The 17,810-nt window shown below is 70.6% G+C and carries 20 protein-coding genes; 5 read left to right on the top strand and 15 right to left on the bottom strand.

Features of this window, described 5'->3' with window-relative positions:
• Window positions 1–19: 19 nt before the first annotated feature.
• From RR3_RS06975 to RR3_RS06965, 3 genes are all read right to left on the bottom strand, one after another.
• On the bottom strand, window positions 20–547 hold the full coding sequence (locus RR3_RS06975) for a nitroreductase family deazaflavin-dependent oxidoreductase (RefSeq protein ID WP_048774076.1): 528 nt from the start codon (window positions 545–547) through the stop codon (window positions 20–22).
• Window positions 540–1,298 carry a hypothetical protein gene (locus RR3_RS06970; protein WP_059174868.1) on the bottom strand — a complete coding sequence of 253 codons (759 nt, stop codon included), beginning with the start codon at window positions 1,296–1,298 and terminating at the stop codon, window positions 540–542. The genes RR3_RS06975 and RR3_RS06970 overlap by 8 nt, the downstream gene beginning before the upstream one ends.
• A 90-nt stretch (window positions 1,299–1,388) precedes the next feature.
• Window positions 1,389–2,132 (bottom strand): Clp protease N-terminal domain-containing protein, encoded by a 744-nt coding sequence (locus tag RR3_RS06965; protein ID WP_048774081.1) that lies wholly within the window; start codon window positions 2,130–2,132, stop codon window positions 1,389–1,391.
• Window positions 2,133–2,230: 98 nt separating this feature from the next.
• Here RR3_RS06965 and rpe point away from each other — a divergent pair, with 98 nt between their 5' ends.
• Window positions 2,231–2,950 carry a ribulose-phosphate 3-epimerase gene (gene rpe / locus RR3_RS06960; protein WP_010593078.1) on the top strand — a complete coding sequence of 240 codons (720 nt, stop codon included), beginning with the start codon at window positions 2,231–2,233 and terminating at the stop codon, window positions 2,948–2,950.
• 100 nt (window positions 2,951–3,050) lie between these two features.
• Here the strand turns inward: rpe and RR3_RS06955 are convergent, their stop codons facing one another.
• From RR3_RS06955 to RR3_RS06940, 4 genes are all read right to left on the bottom strand, one after another.
• Complete coding sequence (locus RR3_RS06955; protein ID WP_010593079.1) at window positions 3,051–3,449, bottom strand: DUF302 domain-containing protein; 399 nt, start codon at window positions 3,447–3,449, stop codon at window positions 3,051–3,053.
• Between the two features lie 25 nt (window positions 3,450–3,474).
• Complete coding sequence (locus RR3_RS06950; protein WP_040274363.1) at window positions 3,475–3,759, bottom strand: metal-sensitive transcriptional regulator; 285 nt, start codon at window positions 3,757–3,759, stop codon at window positions 3,475–3,477.
• Window positions 3,760–3,874: 115 nt separating this feature from the next.
• Window positions 3,875–4,234, bottom strand: a complete 360-nt coding sequence (locus tag RR3_RS06945) for a rhodanese-like domain-containing protein (RefSeq protein WP_010593081.1) — start codon at window positions 4,232–4,234, stop codon at window positions 3,875–3,877.
• Window positions 4,231–4,545 carry a rhodanese-like domain-containing protein gene (locus RR3_RS06940; RefSeq protein ID WP_010593082.1) on the bottom strand — a complete coding sequence of 105 codons (315 nt, stop codon included), beginning with the start codon at window positions 4,543–4,545 and terminating at the stop codon, window positions 4,231–4,233. The genes RR3_RS06945 and RR3_RS06940 overlap by 4 nt, the downstream gene beginning before the upstream one ends.
• 200 nt (window positions 4,546–4,745) lie before the next feature.
• On the opposite strand from RR3_RS06940, the gene RR3_RS06935 reads away from it, so the two are divergent.
• The 3 genes from RR3_RS06935 (at window position 4,746) to RR3_RS06925 (ending at window position 7,410) form a co-directional block, all read left to right on the top strand.
• Complete coding sequence (locus RR3_RS06935; RefSeq protein ID WP_010593083.1) at window positions 4,746–6,041, top strand: lactate 2-monooxygenase; 1,296 nt, start codon at window positions 4,746–4,748, stop codon at window positions 6,039–6,041.
• Entirely contained in the window at window positions 6,038–6,802 is a 765-nt protein-coding gene (locus RR3_RS06930; protein ID WP_017679401.1) for an amidohydrolase family protein, read from the top strand. The genes RR3_RS06935 and RR3_RS06930 overlap by 4 nt, the downstream gene beginning before the upstream one ends.
• A 149-nt stretch (window positions 6,803–6,951) precedes the next feature.
• Window positions 6,952–7,410 (top strand): hypothetical protein, encoded by a 459-nt coding sequence (locus tag RR3_RS06925; protein ID WP_010593085.1) that lies wholly within the window; start codon window positions 6,952–6,954, stop codon window positions 7,408–7,410.
• Between the two features lie 12 nt (window positions 7,411–7,422).
• On the opposite strand, the gene RR3_RS06920 is transcribed toward RR3_RS06925, so the two are convergent.
• The 3 genes from RR3_RS06920 to RR3_RS06910 form a co-directional block, all read right to left on the bottom strand.
• A complete protein-coding gene (locus RR3_RS06920; protein WP_010593086.1) occupies window positions 7,423–7,752 on the bottom strand; it encodes a YnfA family protein in 330 nt (109 codons plus the stop codon).
• Between the two features lie 69 nt (window positions 7,753–7,821).
• Window positions 7,822–8,589 (bottom strand): methanethiol S-methyltransferase, encoded by a 768-nt coding sequence (gene mddA / locus RR3_RS06915; RefSeq protein ID WP_082900277.1) that lies wholly within the window; start codon window positions 8,587–8,589, stop codon window positions 7,822–7,824.
• A gap of 297 nt (window positions 8,590–8,886) precedes the next feature.
• On the bottom strand, window positions 8,887–10,104 hold the full coding sequence (locus tag RR3_RS06910; RefSeq protein WP_064065839.1) for an erythromycin esterase family protein: 1,218 nt from the start codon (window positions 10,102–10,104) through the stop codon (window positions 8,887–8,889).
• Between the two features lie 113 nt (window positions 10,105–10,217).
• Between RR3_RS06910 and RR3_RS06905 the strand changes: the two genes are divergently transcribed.
• A complete protein-coding gene (locus RR3_RS06905; protein ID WP_010593089.1) occupies window positions 10,218–10,922 on the top strand; it encodes a MerR family transcriptional regulator in 705 nt (234 codons plus the stop codon).
• 32 nt (window positions 10,923–10,954) lie between these two features.
• Here the strand turns inward: RR3_RS06905 and RR3_RS06900 are convergent, their stop codons facing one another.
• The 5 genes from RR3_RS06900 to RR3_RS06880 form a co-directional block, all read right to left on the bottom strand.
• Window positions 10,955–13,216, bottom strand: coding sequence for an ATP-dependent DNA ligase (locus RR3_RS06900; RefSeq protein ID WP_064065840.1), 2,262 nt, complete (start codon window positions 13,214–13,216; stop codon window positions 10,955–10,957).
• A gap of 101 nt (window positions 13,217–13,317) precedes the next feature.
• Window positions 13,318–13,749: a type II toxin-antitoxin system Rv0910 family toxin gene (locus RR3_RS06895; protein WP_010593091.1), complete on the bottom strand. Its 432-nt coding sequence runs from the start codon at window positions 13,747–13,749 to the stop codon at window positions 13,318–13,320.
• A gap of 71 nt (window positions 13,750–13,820) precedes the next feature.
• Window positions 13,821–15,455, bottom strand: a complete 1,635-nt coding sequence (locus RR3_RS06890) for a monocarboxylic acid transporter (protein WP_010593092.1) — start codon at window positions 15,453–15,455, stop codon at window positions 13,821–13,823.
• A gap of 20 nt (window positions 15,456–15,475) precedes the next feature.
• Entirely contained in the window at window positions 15,476–15,838 is a 363-nt protein-coding gene (locus tag RR3_RS06885; RefSeq protein WP_010593093.1) for a DUF485 domain-containing protein, read from the bottom strand.
• Between the two features lie 160 nt (window positions 15,839–15,998).
• Complete coding sequence (locus RR3_RS06880) at window positions 15,999–17,810, bottom strand: sodium/solute symporter (RefSeq protein ID WP_010593094.1); 1,812 nt, start codon at window positions 17,808–17,810, stop codon at window positions 15,999–16,001.

Below are 17,810 nucleotides of genomic sequence, written 5' to 3'. Positions count from 1 at the left end.
TTCCGCTGCCGGCCCTGGATCAGTCGACCTTCGCTTCAGGGGCGACGTCGAGCCGCAGGTACGACCGGACGCCGAACAGGCGGTGCATCCTTCTCGATGCCGGTGTCAGATGCGGTTCCGCTTCCGCTGCGGGCACGATCACGGGAGCGACGACGTCGTAGCGCACGCCGGCCTGCTCGAGGGTGCAGCCCCCACCGGCCAGGACGTTGCGGCACCAGTCGACGTCGGTGCCGTAGGGCAGATGGACGAAGAACGACTGTCCGGCTCGTTCCGCCCAGACCGGGGTGACGTACGGCTTCCCGGATCGGCGGCCGACGTGGTGCACCGCGGTGACCGTCGCCCCTCTCCTCTTCAGGATCACCGGGTTGAGGACGGACTTGTTGTACCGGCGCACGGCAGTCAGGGCGGGCTTCCAACGCGAGCGCCACACGGCGACACGCACCACCGTGAAGGCTGTGTCGACGACGAGCACGGCGCCGTCGTACACCCGCTCGGCCAGTCGCCGGAGCACGGACCGGCCGGTCGCAGCTCCACCCTCGTCACTCACGGGGGATATCGGCCTTGCTCGCCGTGTCGGCCGAGCGGCCGTCGGCATCCGGTCCGTCCGCGGAGTTCGCCCACCGGAGGAACCTCGCTGCGAGGTCGGCACGTAGTTCAGCGAAGAGGTCGCCGTCCCGCGCGGGGTCCAGGTGCTCGACGGTGTCCAAGTGCGCCCGTACCGTCACGGATTCGTCGCCGCGAAGGCTGGCGATCCACCGCTCCACCGGGCCGGGCGGAGCGGGAACCGGACGGGGCACCACCACGTACTTCTCGAAGACCTTCCGAAACCGCTCCCAGCATTCCTGTTCCTGCTGCAGGAGGTACCACGGCCACTCGACGACCCGCCCCCGGAGGCACACCCTCGTCGAGGGGCCGTACTCGAGCGGATTCCACTGTGGCGGACGCGTGAACACCACCTGCAGGTCCACACAGCCCCGGTCGCTGCCGGGTGTACTCATCAGCGACAGGGTGTGCAGGTTCCGACCGTCCCCGGGACACCGGTACCGGATCGCCGGCGCACCCTGGCACGGCGCGTAGTAGCTTGCCGGCACGATCGCCGCGCCGTCGACGATCCAGCCGACGGACAGATCCTCGTGGCCGTGCTCGAAGGAGATCAGCACGGTTTCGGAGAAGTCGATCTGCCGGCCGACCCACACCCCGCGTCGGCAGAGCGACGGCGTCTTCGTGTAGTCCTCGGTCACGAGATGCCGCCCGGTTTCCGAGCGTTCCCGGGTCTTCTCGACGAGCGGGTAGGTCATTGCTCCCCCTCTCGGCTTACTCGACTCCACGGTAGACCGAAGAGCAGGCGGCGGAGCCGGTTTCCTGCTGCGGAGCGGACAGCTACCTGCTCAGTCCGATCGTCCGTGCGACTCGTACGCGGCCTGTTCCGCCGCCACGGCCTCGGCGACATGCGCTTCGGCGGCGGCGGCGTCCACCCCGAGACCGCCGAGAACGCCGCTGCCGTTCTCGTGGTCGAGCAGGGCGAGGAGGATGTGCTCGGTGCCGATGTAGTTGTGCCCGAGCCGCAGCGCCTGCCGGAAGGTCAGTTCCAGCACTTTCCGGGCGCGCGCGTCGTAGGGGATCAGGTCGGGCACATCCCCCGTCGCCGGCGGGAGCGTCGCCGCCACGGCGCGACGGACCGCGTCCGGCGACACATCCTGCGCGACGAGCGCGCGCATCGCGAGGGCTTCGGGTTCGCTCAGCAGACCGAGCACGAGATGCTCCGGGGCGATCTCGGCATTGCCGGCCGCCCGGGCCTCGTTCTGTGCCGCCACGACGACGTTCCGGGCACGTTCGGTGAATCGGCTGAAGCCTTGTTCGGAATCGAGATCGGCGGACCCCTTGGGCACGAAACGTTTCTGGGCCGCCTGCTTGGTGACGCCCATACTGCGGCCGATGTCGGTCCAGGACGCGCCGGAGCGACGGGCCCGGTCGACGAAGTGGCCGATCAGGTGGTCGGCGACCTTTCCGAGATGCTCGGCGGCGAGAACGGCGTCCGTCAGTTGTTCGAGGGCATCGGAGTGGACCTTCTCGATGGCGTCGATGAGGTCGTCCAGCCGCACGGGATTGCTCATGGGGATCGGATTCGTCATTCGTCAACCATAGGTTGACGCATGACGCTCGTCAACGCTCGGTTGACGACGATTCCGGCGTGCCTCCCACGTGCGCCGACTCCGGGTACCGTCGTCGCATGGACCCCGATGTCCGCACCGGCCCCGGCCGCCGCCGCGAGCCCCTCATCGCACCCAGCCTGGCCTCGGGCGACCTGGCGCGTCTCGCGGACGAGGCGCGGATCGTGGCCGGTGGATCCGACCGCGGAGCCGACTGGCTGCACATCGACGTGATGGACGGGCACTTCGTCCCCAACCTCACCTTCGGGCTGCCGGTCGTGCGGTCCCTCGCCCGGCACACGCCGCTGCCGCTCGACTGTCACCTGATGATCGAGGACCCCGACCGGTGGGCAGTCGACTACGCCGAGGCCGGCGCGTACAACGTCTCCGTGCACATCGAGGCGACCCGCGACCCGATCGCCCTCGCCGGTCGCCTGCGAGCCGCCGGCGCCCGTGCCGGTCTCGCGTTCGCACCGCAGACCCCGCTCGAACCGCACCTCGGCACGCTCGCGCACTTCGGCACGCTCCTGGTGATGAGCGTGCCGCCGGGTTTCAACGGTCAACGGTTCATTCCCGAGATGCTCCACAAGGTGCGCACGGCGCGACGCCTGGTCGACGCAGGTGAACTCGACCTGCTCATCGAGGTCGACGGAGGGGTGAACCTCGACACCATCGGGGCTGCGGCGACGGCCGGTGCCGACTGCTTCGTGGCCGGCACCGCCGTCTACGGCACGGACGACCCGGCCCGCGCCGTGCGCCTGCTGCGGGAGAAGGCCCGGACGGCGTACGGGAGACCGTGACACACGGGAGACCGTGACACACGGGAGACCGTGACACACGGGAGACCGTGGCAAACGCGAAACGGGCGCCGAGAGACATCCCGGCGCCCGTCGTGACGGCTCAGCTACCCAGCGCGTCGATCGCCGCCTGCAACCGCCGCGCGGCCTCGTCGGCGACCGGCTGCAGCTCGGGGTCTTCGGCCACCTGCACCATCAACTGCGGATTCATGGCTTCGACGTGGACCGTGCCGGAGTCCTCCGGATCGCGCCGGACGACGACGTTGCACGGCAGCAGCAGCCCGATCTGCCGGTTGGCCGACACGGCCCGGTGCGCGAGCGGCGGGTTGCACGCCCCGAGAATGACGTACGGCTCCATGTCGACGTCGATCTTGGTCTTCAGGGTGGCCTGCATGTCGATCTCGGTGAGCACCCCGAAGCCTTGCTCCTTCAGTGCCGCACGAGTGCGCTCGACGACGTCGTCGAGCGGGGCGCGCAGCGTGGTGGCGAGGGCGAGTGTCATAGCGCTCCTTCGTGATTCGCTGATGTCAGGCGAGCGCGAGGAAGAGCTTCTCGAGTTCCTCCTCGGTCAGCTTGTCGACGCAGGTGTCGTCCTGCTCGTCGAGGACGCACTGCCGCAACCGGGTGGCGACGATCTTGAAGCCGGCCCGGTCCAGGGCACGCGAGACCGCGGCGAGCTGGGTGACCACCTCGCGGCACTCGCGCCCGCTCTCGATCATGGAGATGACCCCGGCGAGCTGGCCCTGCGCACGGCGCAGCCGGTTGAGAACCTGGGTGGTGGATTCTGCGGCATTCACGGTGTTAACTGTCATGGTCGGCCCCTTCATACTGAAGATGAACACATCATACCCCGTGGGGTATTCCCGCGCCCACCTTCCGACTCGATGCCGCCTCCCGGATCACGGGCCGCTCGATCCGGCGTCGCCTTCAGCGGCGACCGCCCCTGACCACCCGCTCCCCGGCCCGTTCCCAGGCGATCATGCCGCCACGCAGCGAGGCCACGGGCGCCTGCGCCTCCGGGGCGAACATCCGCGCGGCGCTGGCCGACCGCATGCCGGAGTGACAGACGAACACCACCGGCCGGTTGCGGACGATCCGCGCCGCGCGCGTGGGGACCTGGGACAGCTCGCAGTGCTGTGCGACGGGCGCGTGCCCGGACCGGTACTCGGCGGCGGACCGCACGTCGACGAGGACCGCCCCGGCCTCGAGCAGCTCGCGTGCGCGACGGACGTCGACCGTCTCGTAGGGTTTGGCGAAGCGCGCCTTGACCTTCTCGAGCAGGCTCATCGGGTGCCACCCTGCTCGACCGGGTGACCGGCCCGCAGCCAGCCCTTGGTGCCGCCGGCGACCGAGACCGCAGGCCGCCCGGACGCGGACACGATGTCCGCCCCGCGCAGGCTGCGATTACCGGAGGCGCAGACGACGTAGACGAGGTCGGCTCCCGGGATCTCGGCGAGTCGGGACCCGAGTTCGCCGAGCGGAATCCACTGGGCGCCGGGCACGTGCGCCTGCTCGTACTCGTAGTCCTCGCGCACGTCCACCACGGTCGCGCCGGACTTCCACGCGTCGGCGAATGCGGTGATGTCGATTTCCCTCATGTCCACTCCTCGGCCCACACCGGTGGGCATCGTGCCGTCGTTCGAGGTTCATACCCCGAGGGGTACTACATACCCTAGGGGGTATATGCAGATCTGTCCACCGTCCCCGCCCGGGCGACGGCCGCCCGGGTCCGGCGCCGCGACCGTTCCGGTAGCGTCCGAGACGATCCCCGACCCGATGCACCTGGGAGGAATCGCCGATGAGCGAGGGACCCGTGGCGCCGCAGCCCGGCGCGGGCCGTGCCCGTCAGAACGTCATCTACCGGGCCGGAGTGCTCGGGCGTACTCCCCCGGTGCCGACCGACTTCGCCGGGCTGGAACGTCTGGCGCGACGGAAGACGAGCCGCCGCGGCTGGGCCTACATCGCCGGGGGCGCCGGTGAAGGCGCGACGATGCGCGCCAACCGGGAGGCGTTCGACCGCTGGAAGATCGTCCCCCGCGTCCTGCGCGACGTCTCCCACCGCGACCTGAGCGTCGAACTGTTCGGCCGCACCCTGCCCGCCCCGGTCCTGCTGGCGCCGGTCGGCGCCGCCGAACTCGCGCATCCCGACGCCGACGTCGCGATCGGTGGCGCGGCGGCCGAACTCGGTGTGCCCTACATCCTCTCCAACCAGGGCTGCGCGCCGATGGAGGCCACCGCGGCGGCGATGGGAGATGCCCCACGCTGGTTCCAGTTGTACTGGAGCAGCGACGACGACCTCGTCGACAGCCTGCTCGCCCGCGCGAAGGCGATCGGCGCGGACGCCGTGGTCGTCACGTTGGACACCACCCTGCTGGGCTGGCGGCCGCAGGATCTCAACCTCGGTTCCCTGCCGTTCGCCCGCGGCGAGGGGATCGCCCAGTACACCTCGGACCCGACGTTCGTGCGCATCGTCCGCGACCGCATCGCGGCGGCCGCCGGTGCCCGTCCCGAGGTGGAGGTGACCCTCGGCGCGATCAGGTCACTGCTCTCGATGAGCCGGCGCTACCCCGGCCGCCTCCTCGACAACCTCCGCTCCCCCGAACCCCGGGCCGCGGTCGAGACGTTCCTCGACATCTACTCGCGACCCTCCCTGACGTGGACGGAGATCGAGTCGCTGCGCGAACGCACCGATCTCCCCGTGCTGCTCAAGGGCATCCTCCATCCGGACGACGCCCGCCGTGCCCTCGACGCCGGGGCCGACGGCATCATCGTCTCCAACCACGGCGGCCGCCAGGTCGACGGCGCGATCGCCGCCCTCGATGCCCTGGTCGGCATCGTCCCCGCCGTCGACAGCCGGGTGCCGGTACTGCTCGACAGCGGAATCCGCACCGGATCGGATGTGTTCAAGGCGCTCGCGCTCGGCGCCGACGCGGTCACCGTCGGCCGCCCCCACCTGTACGGCCTGGCCGTCGGCGGCCGGGACGGAGCCCGCGACGCCGTCGCGAACATCATTGCCGAGTTCGACCTGACGCTCGGGCTCAGCGGGCTGACGTCGGTGAAGGAGATCACCGCGGACGCGGTGACCCGCACGTGACCGGTGCACACCGGATGCCGATCTTCGACGCCCACTTCCACATCGTCGATCCCCGCTTCCCGGTGATCCCGAACCAGGGATACGTGCCCCCGCCGTTCACGGTGACCGACTATCTCGAGCGGGTCCGCGGGCTCGGCGTCACCGGTGGCGTCGTCGTGTCCGGCTCCTTCCACGGCTTCGACCAGAGCTACCTGCTGGACGCCCTCGCGCTGCTCGGACCCGGCTTCGTGGGAGTCACCCAGCTGCCGGCGACCGTGACCGACGACGAGATCACGCGGCTGAACGACGCCGGGGTGCGGGGCATCCGGTTCAACCTGCGCCGCGGCGGTTCGGAATCCGCCGACCACCTCGGCACGCTCGCCCGCCGGGTGCACGACGTCGCCGGCTGGCACACCGAGTTGTACGTCGACGCGCGCACACTGCCCACCCTGACCGGGACGATCGCCGCCCTCCCCGCGGTCAGCATCGACCACCTGGGCCTGTCCGCCGCCGGACTTCCCCACCTGGCGGCACTCGTCGACCGCGGGGTCCGGGTCAAGGCGACCGGTTTCGGCCGAGTCGACTTCGACGTCGCCCCCGTGCTGCGCGCCGTGGCCGACCGGAATCCCCACGCCCTGATGTTCGGCACCGATCTACCGTCCACCCGGGCCCCGCGGCCGTTCCTCGACGCGGACGTCGAGATCGTCACCGACACCCTGGGCCCGGAACTCGCCGCGCGGGCACTCCACGACAATGCCGCGCAGTTCTACCGCGTGCGTTGACATCCCCGGCAACCAAGATCTGCGAAACGTCGTCTGCTCCGCCGTCCGCGATCTACACTCGGGGGCGTCATTCGGTGCGCGGGGCGCGCCGCCGGCGGGGCGCGGCGGTCGGCACCCGGACGTGACATTCCGATCCCAGGAGCATCAGCATGAGCGCCGCCCGAACCACCCGAGCAATCCTCGCCACCGCCGCGCCGATCGCGGCCGCCGTCCTGTTCGCCGGCAGCGCCGGCGCCGCACCGCCCCAATCCCTCGGCACGGCACTGACCTTCGGATGCCTCAACCAGGGCAGCCTGGCCTCGATCACGGCGGTCACCGCGCAGGCCGGACCGGAGGCGAATCCCGGGATCCCACCCGGGCACGTACTGTTCTCCACCGCACCGGGACTGGGTCCCATGCCTGCCGCCGGGCAGGTGTCGGTCGCGTGGCTCAATCAGAGCACCGGCCAGGCGGGGATCGTCGACCTCGAGGGGACGTACCCGAACCTGGCGAAGGTGGTGAACACCGGTCCGGGCACCGTGCTCACCACCGTGTTCGGTTCGGTGAACCTGAGCAGCGGCCCGATCTGCAATTCGACACCGGCCGTGGGGACGGTGACCGTCGGCTGACTTCGTCGGAATTCAGCGCGGGCTGTACATGATCAGCGCCACGCCGAGCAGACAGACGAGCGCCCCGGCCACGTCCCACCGGTCGGGGCGGAAGCCGTCGACGATCATCGCCCACCCGAGGGATCCGGCGACGAACACTCCGCCGTAGGCGGCCAGGATGCGGCCGAAGTTCGCATCCGGCTGCAGCGTTGCCACCATCCCGTACGCGCCGAGCGCGATCACCCCGGCCCCGACCCAGATCCAGCCGCGCTGTTCCCGGATCCCCTGCCACACGAGCCAGGCGCCGCCGATCTCGAACAGCGCCGCCACGGCGAACAGGGCGAGGGACTTCGCGATACTCACGCGAAGCACCCTACGGCGTTGCACGGCTCCGGTGCGGGGCGCCCGCACCGGAGCCGGCCCGGAACATGGTCAGGTTCGGCTCACCGCGCGCGGGCGCGGTACCAGCCGGGGCACGCGGGCGCTGTAGTCGCGGTACCGGTCGCCGAACGTCTCGGTCAGATCGTGTTCCTCGAACCGCAGTGCGACGAGGATGTATCCGGTGGTGACGGCGGCGAACAGCAGGTGCCCCACGCTCATCGTCGGCGCCACCCAGAACGCGATCAGGAAACCCAGATACAGCGGATGGCGCACCACCCGGTACAGCATCGGGGTGCGGAACTCGGCTTCGGCCGGCGACTTCCCGGCGAAGTTCCGCAGCACCTGGCGCAGGCCGAACAGGTCGAAGTGGTCGATCGCGAACGTCGATGCGAGCACGAGACCCCATCCGGCGAACGACACCGCGTACAGGGCCACGCGCACCGGGGTCGCGTCCACGTCCCAGACCTCCTGTGGCAGCGGACGCCACTGCCACATCACCAGCGCGAGGGCGGCGGTGGCGAACAGCACGAACGTGGAGCGTTCGATCGGTTGCGGGACGATGCGGGTCCACCGGCGCTTGAACCACGGCCGGGCCATCACCGAATGCTGAACGGCGAACAGGGACAACAGGGCCAGGTTCACCATCACGGCCACGACGACGGGCGTCTGCGGCCCCTCGTCGATGGTGCGGGGCACCACGAGACCTTCGACCCACCCGATCGAGTACAGGAACACCGCGAAGAACACGGCGTAGGCGACCGCGCCGTACGCGGTCATCAGGGTACGGCTCAGGCCACCCCTGTCGGTCGTCTGCAACATCGTGAACCTTCCTCCTCCGGGCGCGGCGCCCGTGCCACAGTCGGCGGATGTGCCGTGTGACCACGGTGCGCCGACGCGGCGGAGGAGGACAGGCACCCCGGGGTGAGTTTTCCGGCACCCCGGCGGTCGTCCACCGCCCGGACTTGCTCGCACTTTCGGTATCTGCCCACGCCGTGGCCTGGGCGAATTCCGAAGATGCGAGCGAGTTCTTCCCCGTGCGGGCGCGCCGGAGCCTGTGCGCGAGACGCTCTGCCGCGCAGGGTGTCCGGACGGCGTGCCGCAGGCCCGCTGCGATGGCTACCAGTACCGGTGCCGCTTTCCGTCGGTGTCGGCGACGAAGACGATCGCGTCGGCGCCGTCCAGGTCGGCCGGGCCCAGCGGGATGTGGCCGGGCACGATCGGTGGGCCCGGGACGATCGACGGGTCGAGCGCGGCGCGCAGAGCCGGCGCCGGGAACAGGGCGCGTCGGGTCGTCGCCTCGGTCAGCACACGCTGAAGGGTGCCCGGCTCGCTGTGCGGGGCGGCGTCGGTCGCCACGACGAGGTAGCGCTCGCCGAGGGCGAGCCCGACGTGCGCGCCGGCGCTTCCCCACTGCGCCCCGTCCTCGCCGGCCTGCATGCGGGACTGCGCGCGTTGCAGGTGCACGTTGTGCGCGAACACCAGGACGGGTCCGCGTCGCCGCTCCTGCGCGACGATCGCGAGCAGGTTCTCGGCCATCATCTCGGCGCGCACGCCGAGCAGGGTGGCGATGCGGTCGGGGGCGGGATGGGCCATGGCCGCGTGGTAGCGCAACAGGCCCCGGGCGGTGCGCGCGTGCGCGACGGCCCGGTCGTAACCGGCCGGGTCGGCGGCACGCAGGGCCGGTGCCGCGCGCCGCAGCGCGCCGGCGATGTCGTCGGCGACGACGCGCAGAGCGCGGGCACGATCGGAATCGCCGACGGACGCCGCCGGGTCGAACATGGCCGCCTGGTCGGTCCAGTCCGCGTCCTCGCCGAGGAGGGCGTCGAGGTCGTGGACCGATCGGGGGCGCAGCGCCGCGGGCAGGTAGTCCCCGGCCCGGACCAGGGTGTGTCGCGGGCTCGGTGCACCGGAGTACTCCACCGGCGCATCGAAGCCGTGGAAGCGAACCCGATCCTGCGGCGCGCACCCGGCGTTGTGCGCGCGGAGCCACTCCACGAGTTCCCGGTTTCCCGGCACGGCGCCGAACCCGTGGCTGAATCCGGTCGCGAGCACCGTGTCGATCTCTCCTGGCGCCCCGGCCGCGTAGTCGTCGACGACGGAGGCGGCGAAGAAGTCGGTCTCCAGAACGATCGACCGGAACCCCCGTTCGACGAGGTGAGCGAGCAGTTCGTTACGCAGCAGCGGGAACGCCTCGATCCCGTGGGTCGGCTCACCGAGGGCCAACAGGACCGGCGGCTCGCTCCGCGCGGCGAGCAGCTCGTCGAGGGCACGGTCCACGCCGGCCGGGTCGTCGAGCGGACGGCCGATCCCGCGCAGTGATACGGCAGATGACATGACACTCCTTTACGGAAGGAACTGCCCTCGACGCTATCGTTGAAGAATCGAGTGAAGCTTCTGCGAACTCGACCTGCGATCGGCAGATCGAACCTTCAAACCGGAGGTGCGCGGTGCGACCCGTCGACCTGGCCCGGCAACACGGGTTGTCCGCACAGGCGATCCGCAACTACGACGACGCGGGAGTCTTCCCCCCGACCGAGCGCAGCGAGGCCGGCTACCGGCGCTACACGCCCCTGCATGCACAGGCGCTGCGCACCTTCCTCGCGTTGCGCGGGGGCCACGGACACCGGCCGGCGACGGAGATCATGCACGCGACCAATCGCGGCGACACCGAATCCGCCTACCGGCTCGTCGATGCCGCGCACGCCGCGCTGCTCGCCGAACGTGACACCCGCATCGAGGTGGCGACCGCTCTGGACGCCCTGGCCACCGCGACATCGACCCCCGTGCGCGGTCGACCGCTGACGGTGGGTGAGCTCGCGCGCCGGCTCCGCGTGCACCCGGCCACGTTGCGCACCTGGGAATCCCACGGCATTCTGCGGCCCGACCGCGACCGGGCCACGGGCTACCGCGAATACGGGCCGGAGTGCGTGCGCGATGCCGAGATCGCACGGCAGCTGCGGCGGGGCGGCTATCCGCTGACCCAGGTCGCCCGGTTCGTCGACTCCCTGCGCACGGCAGACGGCGCCGCCGCGTCGACGGCTTTTCTCGACGCCTGGCAGGACCGGCTGACCACGCGCAGCCGCGCTCTTCTCGCCGGCGCGGCCCAGCTCGACACCTACCTCACGATGCTCGAGCGGGCACGGCAGACGTAGCCGACGACCCCGCGCGGCCACGGATCCGGTTTCTACTGCGCGGGCCTCTTCACGTCCTGGGGGTCGATGTCGTCGCGCAGCCCGCGCCAGCTCGGATGCCAGAGCTTGCCGGCGTCGGTCCATTCCCGGAACCGCACCTCCCCCACCAGTTTCGGGGTCACCCACACAGCGTCCCGCGCGTCCTCGCGCGGAACGTCACCGGCGAAGGGGGTGGTGCGGCGCCGCAGACCGGCCAGGGCGACCGACAGATCGGCGAGCTCGGGTTCGTCGAAGCCGGTGCCGACACGGCCGACGTACTCCAGCCCGGCCTCGCCGTGCACGCCGACCAGCAGCGAGCCGAAGGTGCCGGCACGAGCCCCCTTCCCGAGGCGCCAGCCACCGATGACGACGTCCTGAGTGAGCCAGTTCTTCGACTTCACCCAGTCGGGGCTGCGCCGGCCCGGCACGTACACCGAGTTCCGCCGCTTGGCCACCACACCTTCCCAGCCGCGCCGGGTGCTCTCCTCGAGCGCCTCGGATCCGTTGCCGCGCAGCATGTCCGGCACGATCAATCCGTCGGTCGCGGCCGCGAGCGCGTCGAGCACGCGTCGCCGGTCGGCGTAGGGCTTGCGGTACAGGGTCACCCCGTCGAGGTAGAGGACGTCGAACACGAAGTACTGCGGGGTGCCGCCGGTCCGCAGCAACGGAAAGCTCGTGACTCCGCCGGGGTCGCACGCGACCACCTCCCCGTCGAGGACGACGTCGTGTCCGTCGAGGACGCGGGTGAGGTCGGCGAGGGCGGGGTAGTCGCCGGTGATGTCGCGGCCGGAGCGCGAATGCAGCCGCAGCTGCCCGTTCTCGATCTCGGCGACGGCGCGGTAGCCGTCCCACTTCCCTTCGAAGGCCCATTCGTCGGCGTCGAGACCGGTCACCTCACCCGGTGTCGCGAGCATGGGCTCGAGGTCGCGCGGAAATCCCGAGGGCGGACCCGCCTGTCCGCCCTGGTCTTTCATGCGGTGGGCGAGCCACTGGTTGCCCGCCGTGCGGATCAGCGCGTACCGGCCCTGCACCCGCGCGCCGTGCAGGCGCACGATCACCTCGTCGTCGCGCCACTTCTCGGTCTCGTAGCTGCCGGTGTCCCAGATCGTCATGCTGCCGGCGCCGTACTCCCCCTTGGGGATGACGCCGTGGAAGGTGAGGTACTCGAGCGGATGATCCTCGGTGCGCACCGCGAGGTTGTTGCGGCCCGGGTCGTCCGGCAGGTTCTTCGGTACCGCCCACGACGCGAGCACCCCGTCGCGTTCGAGCCTCAGGTCGTAGTGCAGCCGGCGGGCATGGTGTTCCTGGATGACGAAGGCGTTGCCCGGCCCGGAACCCACGGCGGCGGGAACGGGTTCGGGCGTGCGGGACGGGTCGCGTTTGCCCCGGTACTCGGTCAGGGCGTCGGGCTCGGGCCGCGGCGGGTCGAGGTCGGCGAGCGGGTCGGGAGCGGTGTCCAGTCGCGCGAGCACCTCGTCGAACCGCAACTGGCGCAGCCCGGGATCGTCGAGTTCGTCCCAGGTGCGGGGCGCGGCGACCCACGGTTGCTCGCGGCCGCGCAGGGAATACGGGGCGATGGTCGTCTTGGCCTGGTTGTTCTGGCTCCAGTCGAGGAACACCCGCCCGCCGCGTGCGGCCTTGGCCATCGTCGCGGTGACCAGGTCCGGATGCAGAGTCTCGAGGTTGATCGCCACCTGCTTCGCCACGGCCGACGCCCCACCCGGGGCGAGTTCGCGGTCGAGCGGAACATACAGGTGTATCCCCTTGCTGCCGCTGGTGACCGGGTAGGCCGGCCAGCCCAGCCCGCCGACCATGTCGCGCACCAGCCGGGCCACCTCGGCGCACTGGACCAGGGTGACCCCCTCCCCGGGGTCGAGGTCGAACACGATCCGCGTCGCAGGGCCCGGAACGGAAGCCGCGAACCGCCACTGCGGCACGTGCAATTCGAGTGCCGCCTGCTGCCCGAGCCAGGCCAGCGCCGCGACGGAGTCGAAGACCGGATAGGTGACCGAACGCTGCTTGTGGTGAACCGTCTTACGGGTGAGCCACTTCGGCGCGTGGGAGGCGACGTTCTTCTCGAAGAACGACTCGCCGCCGACACCTTCGGGCCAGCGCTTGCGGGTGCCGGGCCGGCCCGCGACGTGCGGCAGCATCACCGGGGCCACGGCCACGTAGTAGTCGACCACGTCGGCCTTCGTGGTGCCCGTCTCCGGGTAGAGCACCTTGTCGAGGTTCGTCAGGTTCAGACGACGGCCTTCGAACGTGCGGGTCGTCATCGCCTCATTGTGCCGAGCGCGGCCGGCGAGCGTGCAGTTCTCGCCCCGGCCTCCGCGTGTCGCCCGCGAAAAGTGCATCCTCGGCGCAGCTCATGGGCGGCTCAGCCGTACAGTTCGGCGAATCGGCGCAGCGAGGCTTCGATGTCGCCGTGCAGGGCCCGCGCGACACCCGAGCCGATCGGCCCGAACAGCGGCGCCCCGCCCAGGTCGATGTTCAGGCTGAGCACGGAACCGACCCCGACGGCCCGGACCGTCATCCGCAACTTGAAGCGGGTGCCGCCCTTGCCGGAACCGTGCAGGACGAGGTGGTGCGGCGAGTCGATCTCGCGGACGGTCCACGCGACCCGGTTGCGCATCCCCTTCACCGACACGACCGACTCTGCGGTGGTGCCGACGACGAGTTCGCTCGGCAGGTCGCTGCGCCACCCGTCGTGGATGGTCAGCCACTCGTCGAATCCGTGCAGGTCCGACGCGCGCACCCAGGTGAGGTGCGGTTCGAGCGGAAGGTCGGTCGATACCTCGAGTTTGGCCATGCCCGGCAGCGTAGACGCCGAAGCGCGGGCCCGGGGTGATCGACCCCGAACCCGCGCTCCGTGGGTGTTGCCTAGTGGGCGACAGCCTTTTCGACACCGACACCGGTGAGGGAACGGACCTCCATCTCGGCCTGCTTGGCCGGATCCTCCAGCTTGCGGCGCCCGATGAAGGTGCCGACGATGCCGAGGACGAAGGCCAGCGGGATCGACACGATGCCGGGGTTGGCGAGCGGGAAGAGGGCGAAGTCCGCGTCCGGGAACATCGAGGACGGCTTGCCGGAGACCGCCGGGGAGAGGGCGATGAGCAGCAGGCAGCTGATCAGGCCGCCGTAGATGCTGAACAGGGCGCCGGTGGTGTTGAACTTCTTCCAGAACAGCGAGTACAGCAGCGTCGGCAGGTTGGCGGACGCGGCGACCGCGAAGGCCAGGGCCACGAGGAAGGCGATGTTCTGGCCCATCGCGAGGATGCCCAGCACGATCGAGACCAATCCGATCACCACGACGGTGATGCGGGAGACCCGCACCTGGTCCTCCTCGGAGGCGTTGCCGCGCTTGATCACGCTGGCGTAGATGTCGTGGGCGAAGGACGCGGACGCGGTGATCGCGAGGCCGGCGACGACCGCAAGGATCGTGGCGAACGCGACGGCGGAGATGATGCCGAGGAAGATGGTGCCGCCGAGTTCGAAGGCGAGCAGCGGCGCGGCCGAATTCTCCTTGCCGGGGGCGCCGAGGATGACGTCCGGTCCGACCAGCTTGGCGGCGCCGTAGCCGAGCACCAGGGTGAACAGGTAGAACCCGCCGATGAGGGCGATGGCCCAGGTCACCGAGCGACGTGCTTCCTTGGCCGTGGGCACGGTGTAGAAGCGCATCAGCACGTGCGGCAGGCCGGCGGTGCCGAGCACCAGGGCGATGCCGAGCGAGACGAAGTCGAGACGGGTCATGTCGCTGATGCCGTACTTGGCGCCCGGAGCGAGCACGTCGCGACCGGCGACGGCCTCGTTGGTGGAGCTGTTGACCATGGCCTGCGCGTCGGCCAGCAGCTGCGAGAAGTTGCCGCGGACAGCCAGCAGGACGAGCACGAACATGATGCCGGCGCCGGCGACGAGCAGCACGGCCTTGACCATCTGCACGTAGGTGGTGCCCTTCATGCCGCCGACGAGCACGTACACGATCATCAGGACGCCGACCACGGCGACGACGATGCCCTGGCCGAGCTGGCCGTCGATGTTGAGCAGCAGCGCGACGAGGCCACCGGCACCGGCCATCTGGGCGAGCAGGTAGAACAGCGACACCGCGAGGGTGGACAGCGCGGCGGCCATGCGCACAGGCCGCTGCTTGAGCCGGAAGCTCAGCACGTCGGCCATGGTGAACCGACCGGTGTTGCGGAGCAGTTCGGCGACGAGCAGCAGGGCGACGAGCCAGGCGACGAGGAAGCCGATGGAGTACAGGAAGCCGTCGTACCCGTAGACCGCGATGGCGCCGGCGATGCCGAGGAACGACGCCGCCGACAGGTAGTCGCCGGCGATCGCGAAGCCGTTCTGCGGGCCCGAGAACTGCCCGCCGCCGGTGTAGAAGTCGGAGGCCTTCTTGGTCGAGCGGCTGGCCCGGATGACCAGGCTCATCGTCACGACGACGAACGCGACGAAGATCGCGATGTTGAACAGCGGGTTGCCGACGTCGGTGGCACCCTGAGCCAGAACTGTCACATGCGCGAGCGCATTCGTTGTCACTGGGCCGGTCCTTCCAGCTCTTCGCGGATCGCGGCGGACCGCGGATCCAGGTCACGATTGGCGAACCGCACGTAGAGCGCGGTGATGACGAACGTCGAGACGAACTGGCCGAGTCCGAGGATCAGGCCGAGGTTGATGTTGCCGAGCACCTTGGTCGCCATGAAGTCGGCGGCGTAGGTGGCCAGCAGGACGTACACGAAGTACCAGGTGAGGAAGAGCCCCGTCATCGGGAAGACGAACCGCCGGAGCCGGCGGCGCAAGTCCTGGAACTCCGGACTCGCCTGCATGTCGACGAAGTCCTGCGCATCGGGCGTGCGGCGTTCGAGCGCCCCGCCCTTGCCGAGGTGAGCTGTGGTCACTGCCGACTCCTTGGTCGTGGCTTCAGGGATCGCCCCTGTGAGGCGTACTACCAGTATACCGTAGTGAGACCGGAGTCACACGAAAAGAAGGTGGCACCGGTCACACGGTGAGCTGTCGCCCGGTGCGGCGAACGGTCTGCCGGGCGCGACGAGTGGCAGCTCAGTGCTCCCCACGCGGGGACGGCTGGCCCGGTCCGCGGGGCTCTGCGGGAACGCCGGTGTCCTCGAACGCCCCGAGTTCCCGGTCCCGGCCCATCCCGAGCCGCTCGGGCACGTGCATGCGGGAGAAGACCCGCCCGACGTCCGCCGGGACGCGAGCGCGGGTGGCGAGGCTGACCACGATCATGGTGGCGAACGCGAGCGGCACACTCACGGCGGCCGGGTAGCCGACGACGGCGGCGACCCAGCCGCCACCGGCCTCGGGATCGATCCGCACCAGCACGACGACCAGGGCCGCGCCCCCGGCCACCACCGCGCCGGTCACCATGCCGGCGGCCGCGCCGACCGCGGTCAGCCCACGCCACCAGATGCCGAGCATCAGCAGCGGGCACAGCGTGGAGGCGGCCACCGCGAACACCAGGCCCACGGCCCGCGACAGGTCCAGCGACGTCACCGCCAGCGACAGGCCGAGGGGCACCAGGCCCGCGAGGACGGCCGCGATCCGGAAGTCGCGCACGCGTCCGCGCAGCACGTCGGTGGACAGCACACCGGCGACGCTGACCAGCAACCCCGAGGACGTGGACAGGAACGCCGCGATCGCCCCCGCGGCGACGAGCGCGGCGAGCAGCTGGCCACCCAGTCCGGAGAGCACCGACCCCGGCAGCAGCAGCACGGCCGCATCGGAGCGGCCCGTGATGAGCAGTTGCGGCACGTACAGGCGTGCGAACACCCCGAGCAGCGTCGGGAACAGATAGAACACGCCGAGCAGGGCGATCACCGCGAGCGACGTCATGCGGGCCGCTCGCCCGTCCGGGTTGGTGTAGAAGCGCACCAGCACGTGCGGCAAGCCCATCGTGCCGAGGAAGGTGGCGAGGATCAGCGAATACACCTGGAACATGGGGTGGGCGCCCCCGATCCCACCGCCGGGAGCGACCCAGTCGTCGTTGGTGGCGGGTGCCCCGGCCACCACCGGCACGGCCGCGCCGGGCTCGAGCACCAGCGCCGTGCCGGCGGCCACCTCGTGCTCACCGGGCGCGAGCAGCACGGTGCCGTCCACGGTCCGTCCGTCGACCCGTCCGGTCGCCGTGACCGCGAGGGGCTCGCCGACCTGGACGACGACATCGGTGGTGACGTCGACGGTGGTGCGCTCGGTGACCGTCGGGGGCGCCGGCCGGCCGACGGCGCGGTCGTCGTCGAAGAAGTGGACGACGAGCACGAGGGCGGGCACCGCGACGGCGGTGAGCTTGAGCCAGTACTGGAACGCCTGGACGAAGGTGATCGAGCGCATGCCGCCGCCGACGACGTTGCCGACGACGATGACGGCGACCGCGACGACGCCGACCCAGTCGGGAACCCCGAGCAGGATGTTCAGCGTCAGTCCCGCGCCTTGGAACTGGGGGACGAGGTAGAGCACGCAGACGACGGCGACGATCACCATCGACAGGGTGCGCAGCCATCGCGCACCGAGCCGGAACTCCGCGAAGTCCGGCACGGTGTAGGCGCCGGACCGGCGCAGCGGGGCGGCGACGAACAGCAGCAGACCCAGGTAGCCCGCGGTGAAGCCCACCGGGTACCACAGGGCGTCGGCGCCGTACTTGGCGATGAGTCCGGCTACGCCGAGAAAGGAGGCAGCGGAAAGGTATTCACCGGAGATCGCGGCGGCGTTCCAGCGGGGTCCGACGCTGCGGGAGGCGATGAGGAAGTCGGAGGTGGTGCGGGCCAGCCGGACTCCGTAGATGCCGATCGCGACGGTGGCGGCGGCGGCGAAGACGAGACCGACGACGGTGGCGACGGGGATCGAACCGGTGTCCAT

This window comes from Rhodococcus ruber NBRC 15591 (genome assembly GCF_001894945.1).
GTDB lineage: Bacteria > Actinomycetota > Actinomycetes > Mycobacteriales > Mycobacteriaceae > Rhodococcus > Rhodococcus ruber.
Note: the sequence above shows the minus strand (reverse complement) of the source record. Positions and strands in the feature narration are given on the sequence as shown.

Coding starts and splice junctions, on each gene's coding strand:
- mddA (WP_082900277.1), bottom strand. CDS start 8,589: ATGTTGCAGACGACCGACAGGGGTGGCCTGAGCCGTACCCTGATGACC.
- RR3_RS06970 (WP_059174868.1), bottom strand. CDS start 1,298: ATGACCTACCCGCTCGTCGAGAAGACCCGGGAACGCTCGGAAACCGGG.
- RR3_RS06895 (WP_010593091.1), bottom strand. CDS start 13,749: ATGGCCAAACTCGAGGTATCGACCGACCTTCCGCTCGAACCGCACCTC.
- RR3_RS06950 (WP_040274363.1), bottom strand. CDS start 3,759: ATGACAGTTAACACCGTGAATGCCGCAGAATCCACCACCCAGGTTCTC.
- RR3_RS06925 (WP_010593085.1), top strand. CDS start 6,952: ATGAGCGCCGCCCGAACCACCCGAGCAATCCTCGCCACCGCCGCGCCG.
- RR3_RS06945 (WP_010593081.1), bottom strand. CDS start 4,234: ATGAGCCTGCTCGAGAAGGTCAAGGCGCGCTTCGCCAAACCCTACGAG.
- RR3_RS06940 (WP_010593082.1), bottom strand. CDS start 4,545: ATGAGGGAAATCGACATCACCGCATTCGCCGACGCGTGGAAGTCCGGC.
- RR3_RS06880 (WP_010593094.1), bottom strand. CDS start 17,810: ATGGACACCGGTTCGATCCCCGTCGCCACCGTCGTCGGTCTCGTCTTC.
- RR3_RS06955 (WP_010593079.1), bottom strand. CDS start 3,449: ATGACACTCGCCCTCGCCACCACGCTGCGCGCCCCGCTCGACGACGTC.
- RR3_RS06965 (WP_048774081.1), bottom strand. CDS start 2,132: ATGACGAATCCGATCCCCATGAGCAATCCCGTGCGGCTGGACGACCTC.
- rpe (WP_010593078.1), top strand. CDS start 2,231: ATGGACCCCGATGTCCGCACCGGCCCCGGCCGCCGCCGCGAGCCCCTC.
- RR3_RS06935 (WP_010593083.1), top strand. CDS start 4,746: ATGAGCGAGGGACCCGTGGCGCCGCAGCCCGGCGCGGGCCGTGCCCGT.
- RR3_RS06900 (WP_064065840.1), bottom strand. CDS start 13,216: ATGACGACCCGCACGTTCGAAGGCCGTCGTCTGAACCTGACGAACCTC.
- RR3_RS06910 (WP_064065839.1), bottom strand. CDS start 10,104: ATGTCATCTGCCGTATCACTGCGCGGGATCGGCCGTCCGCTCGACGAC.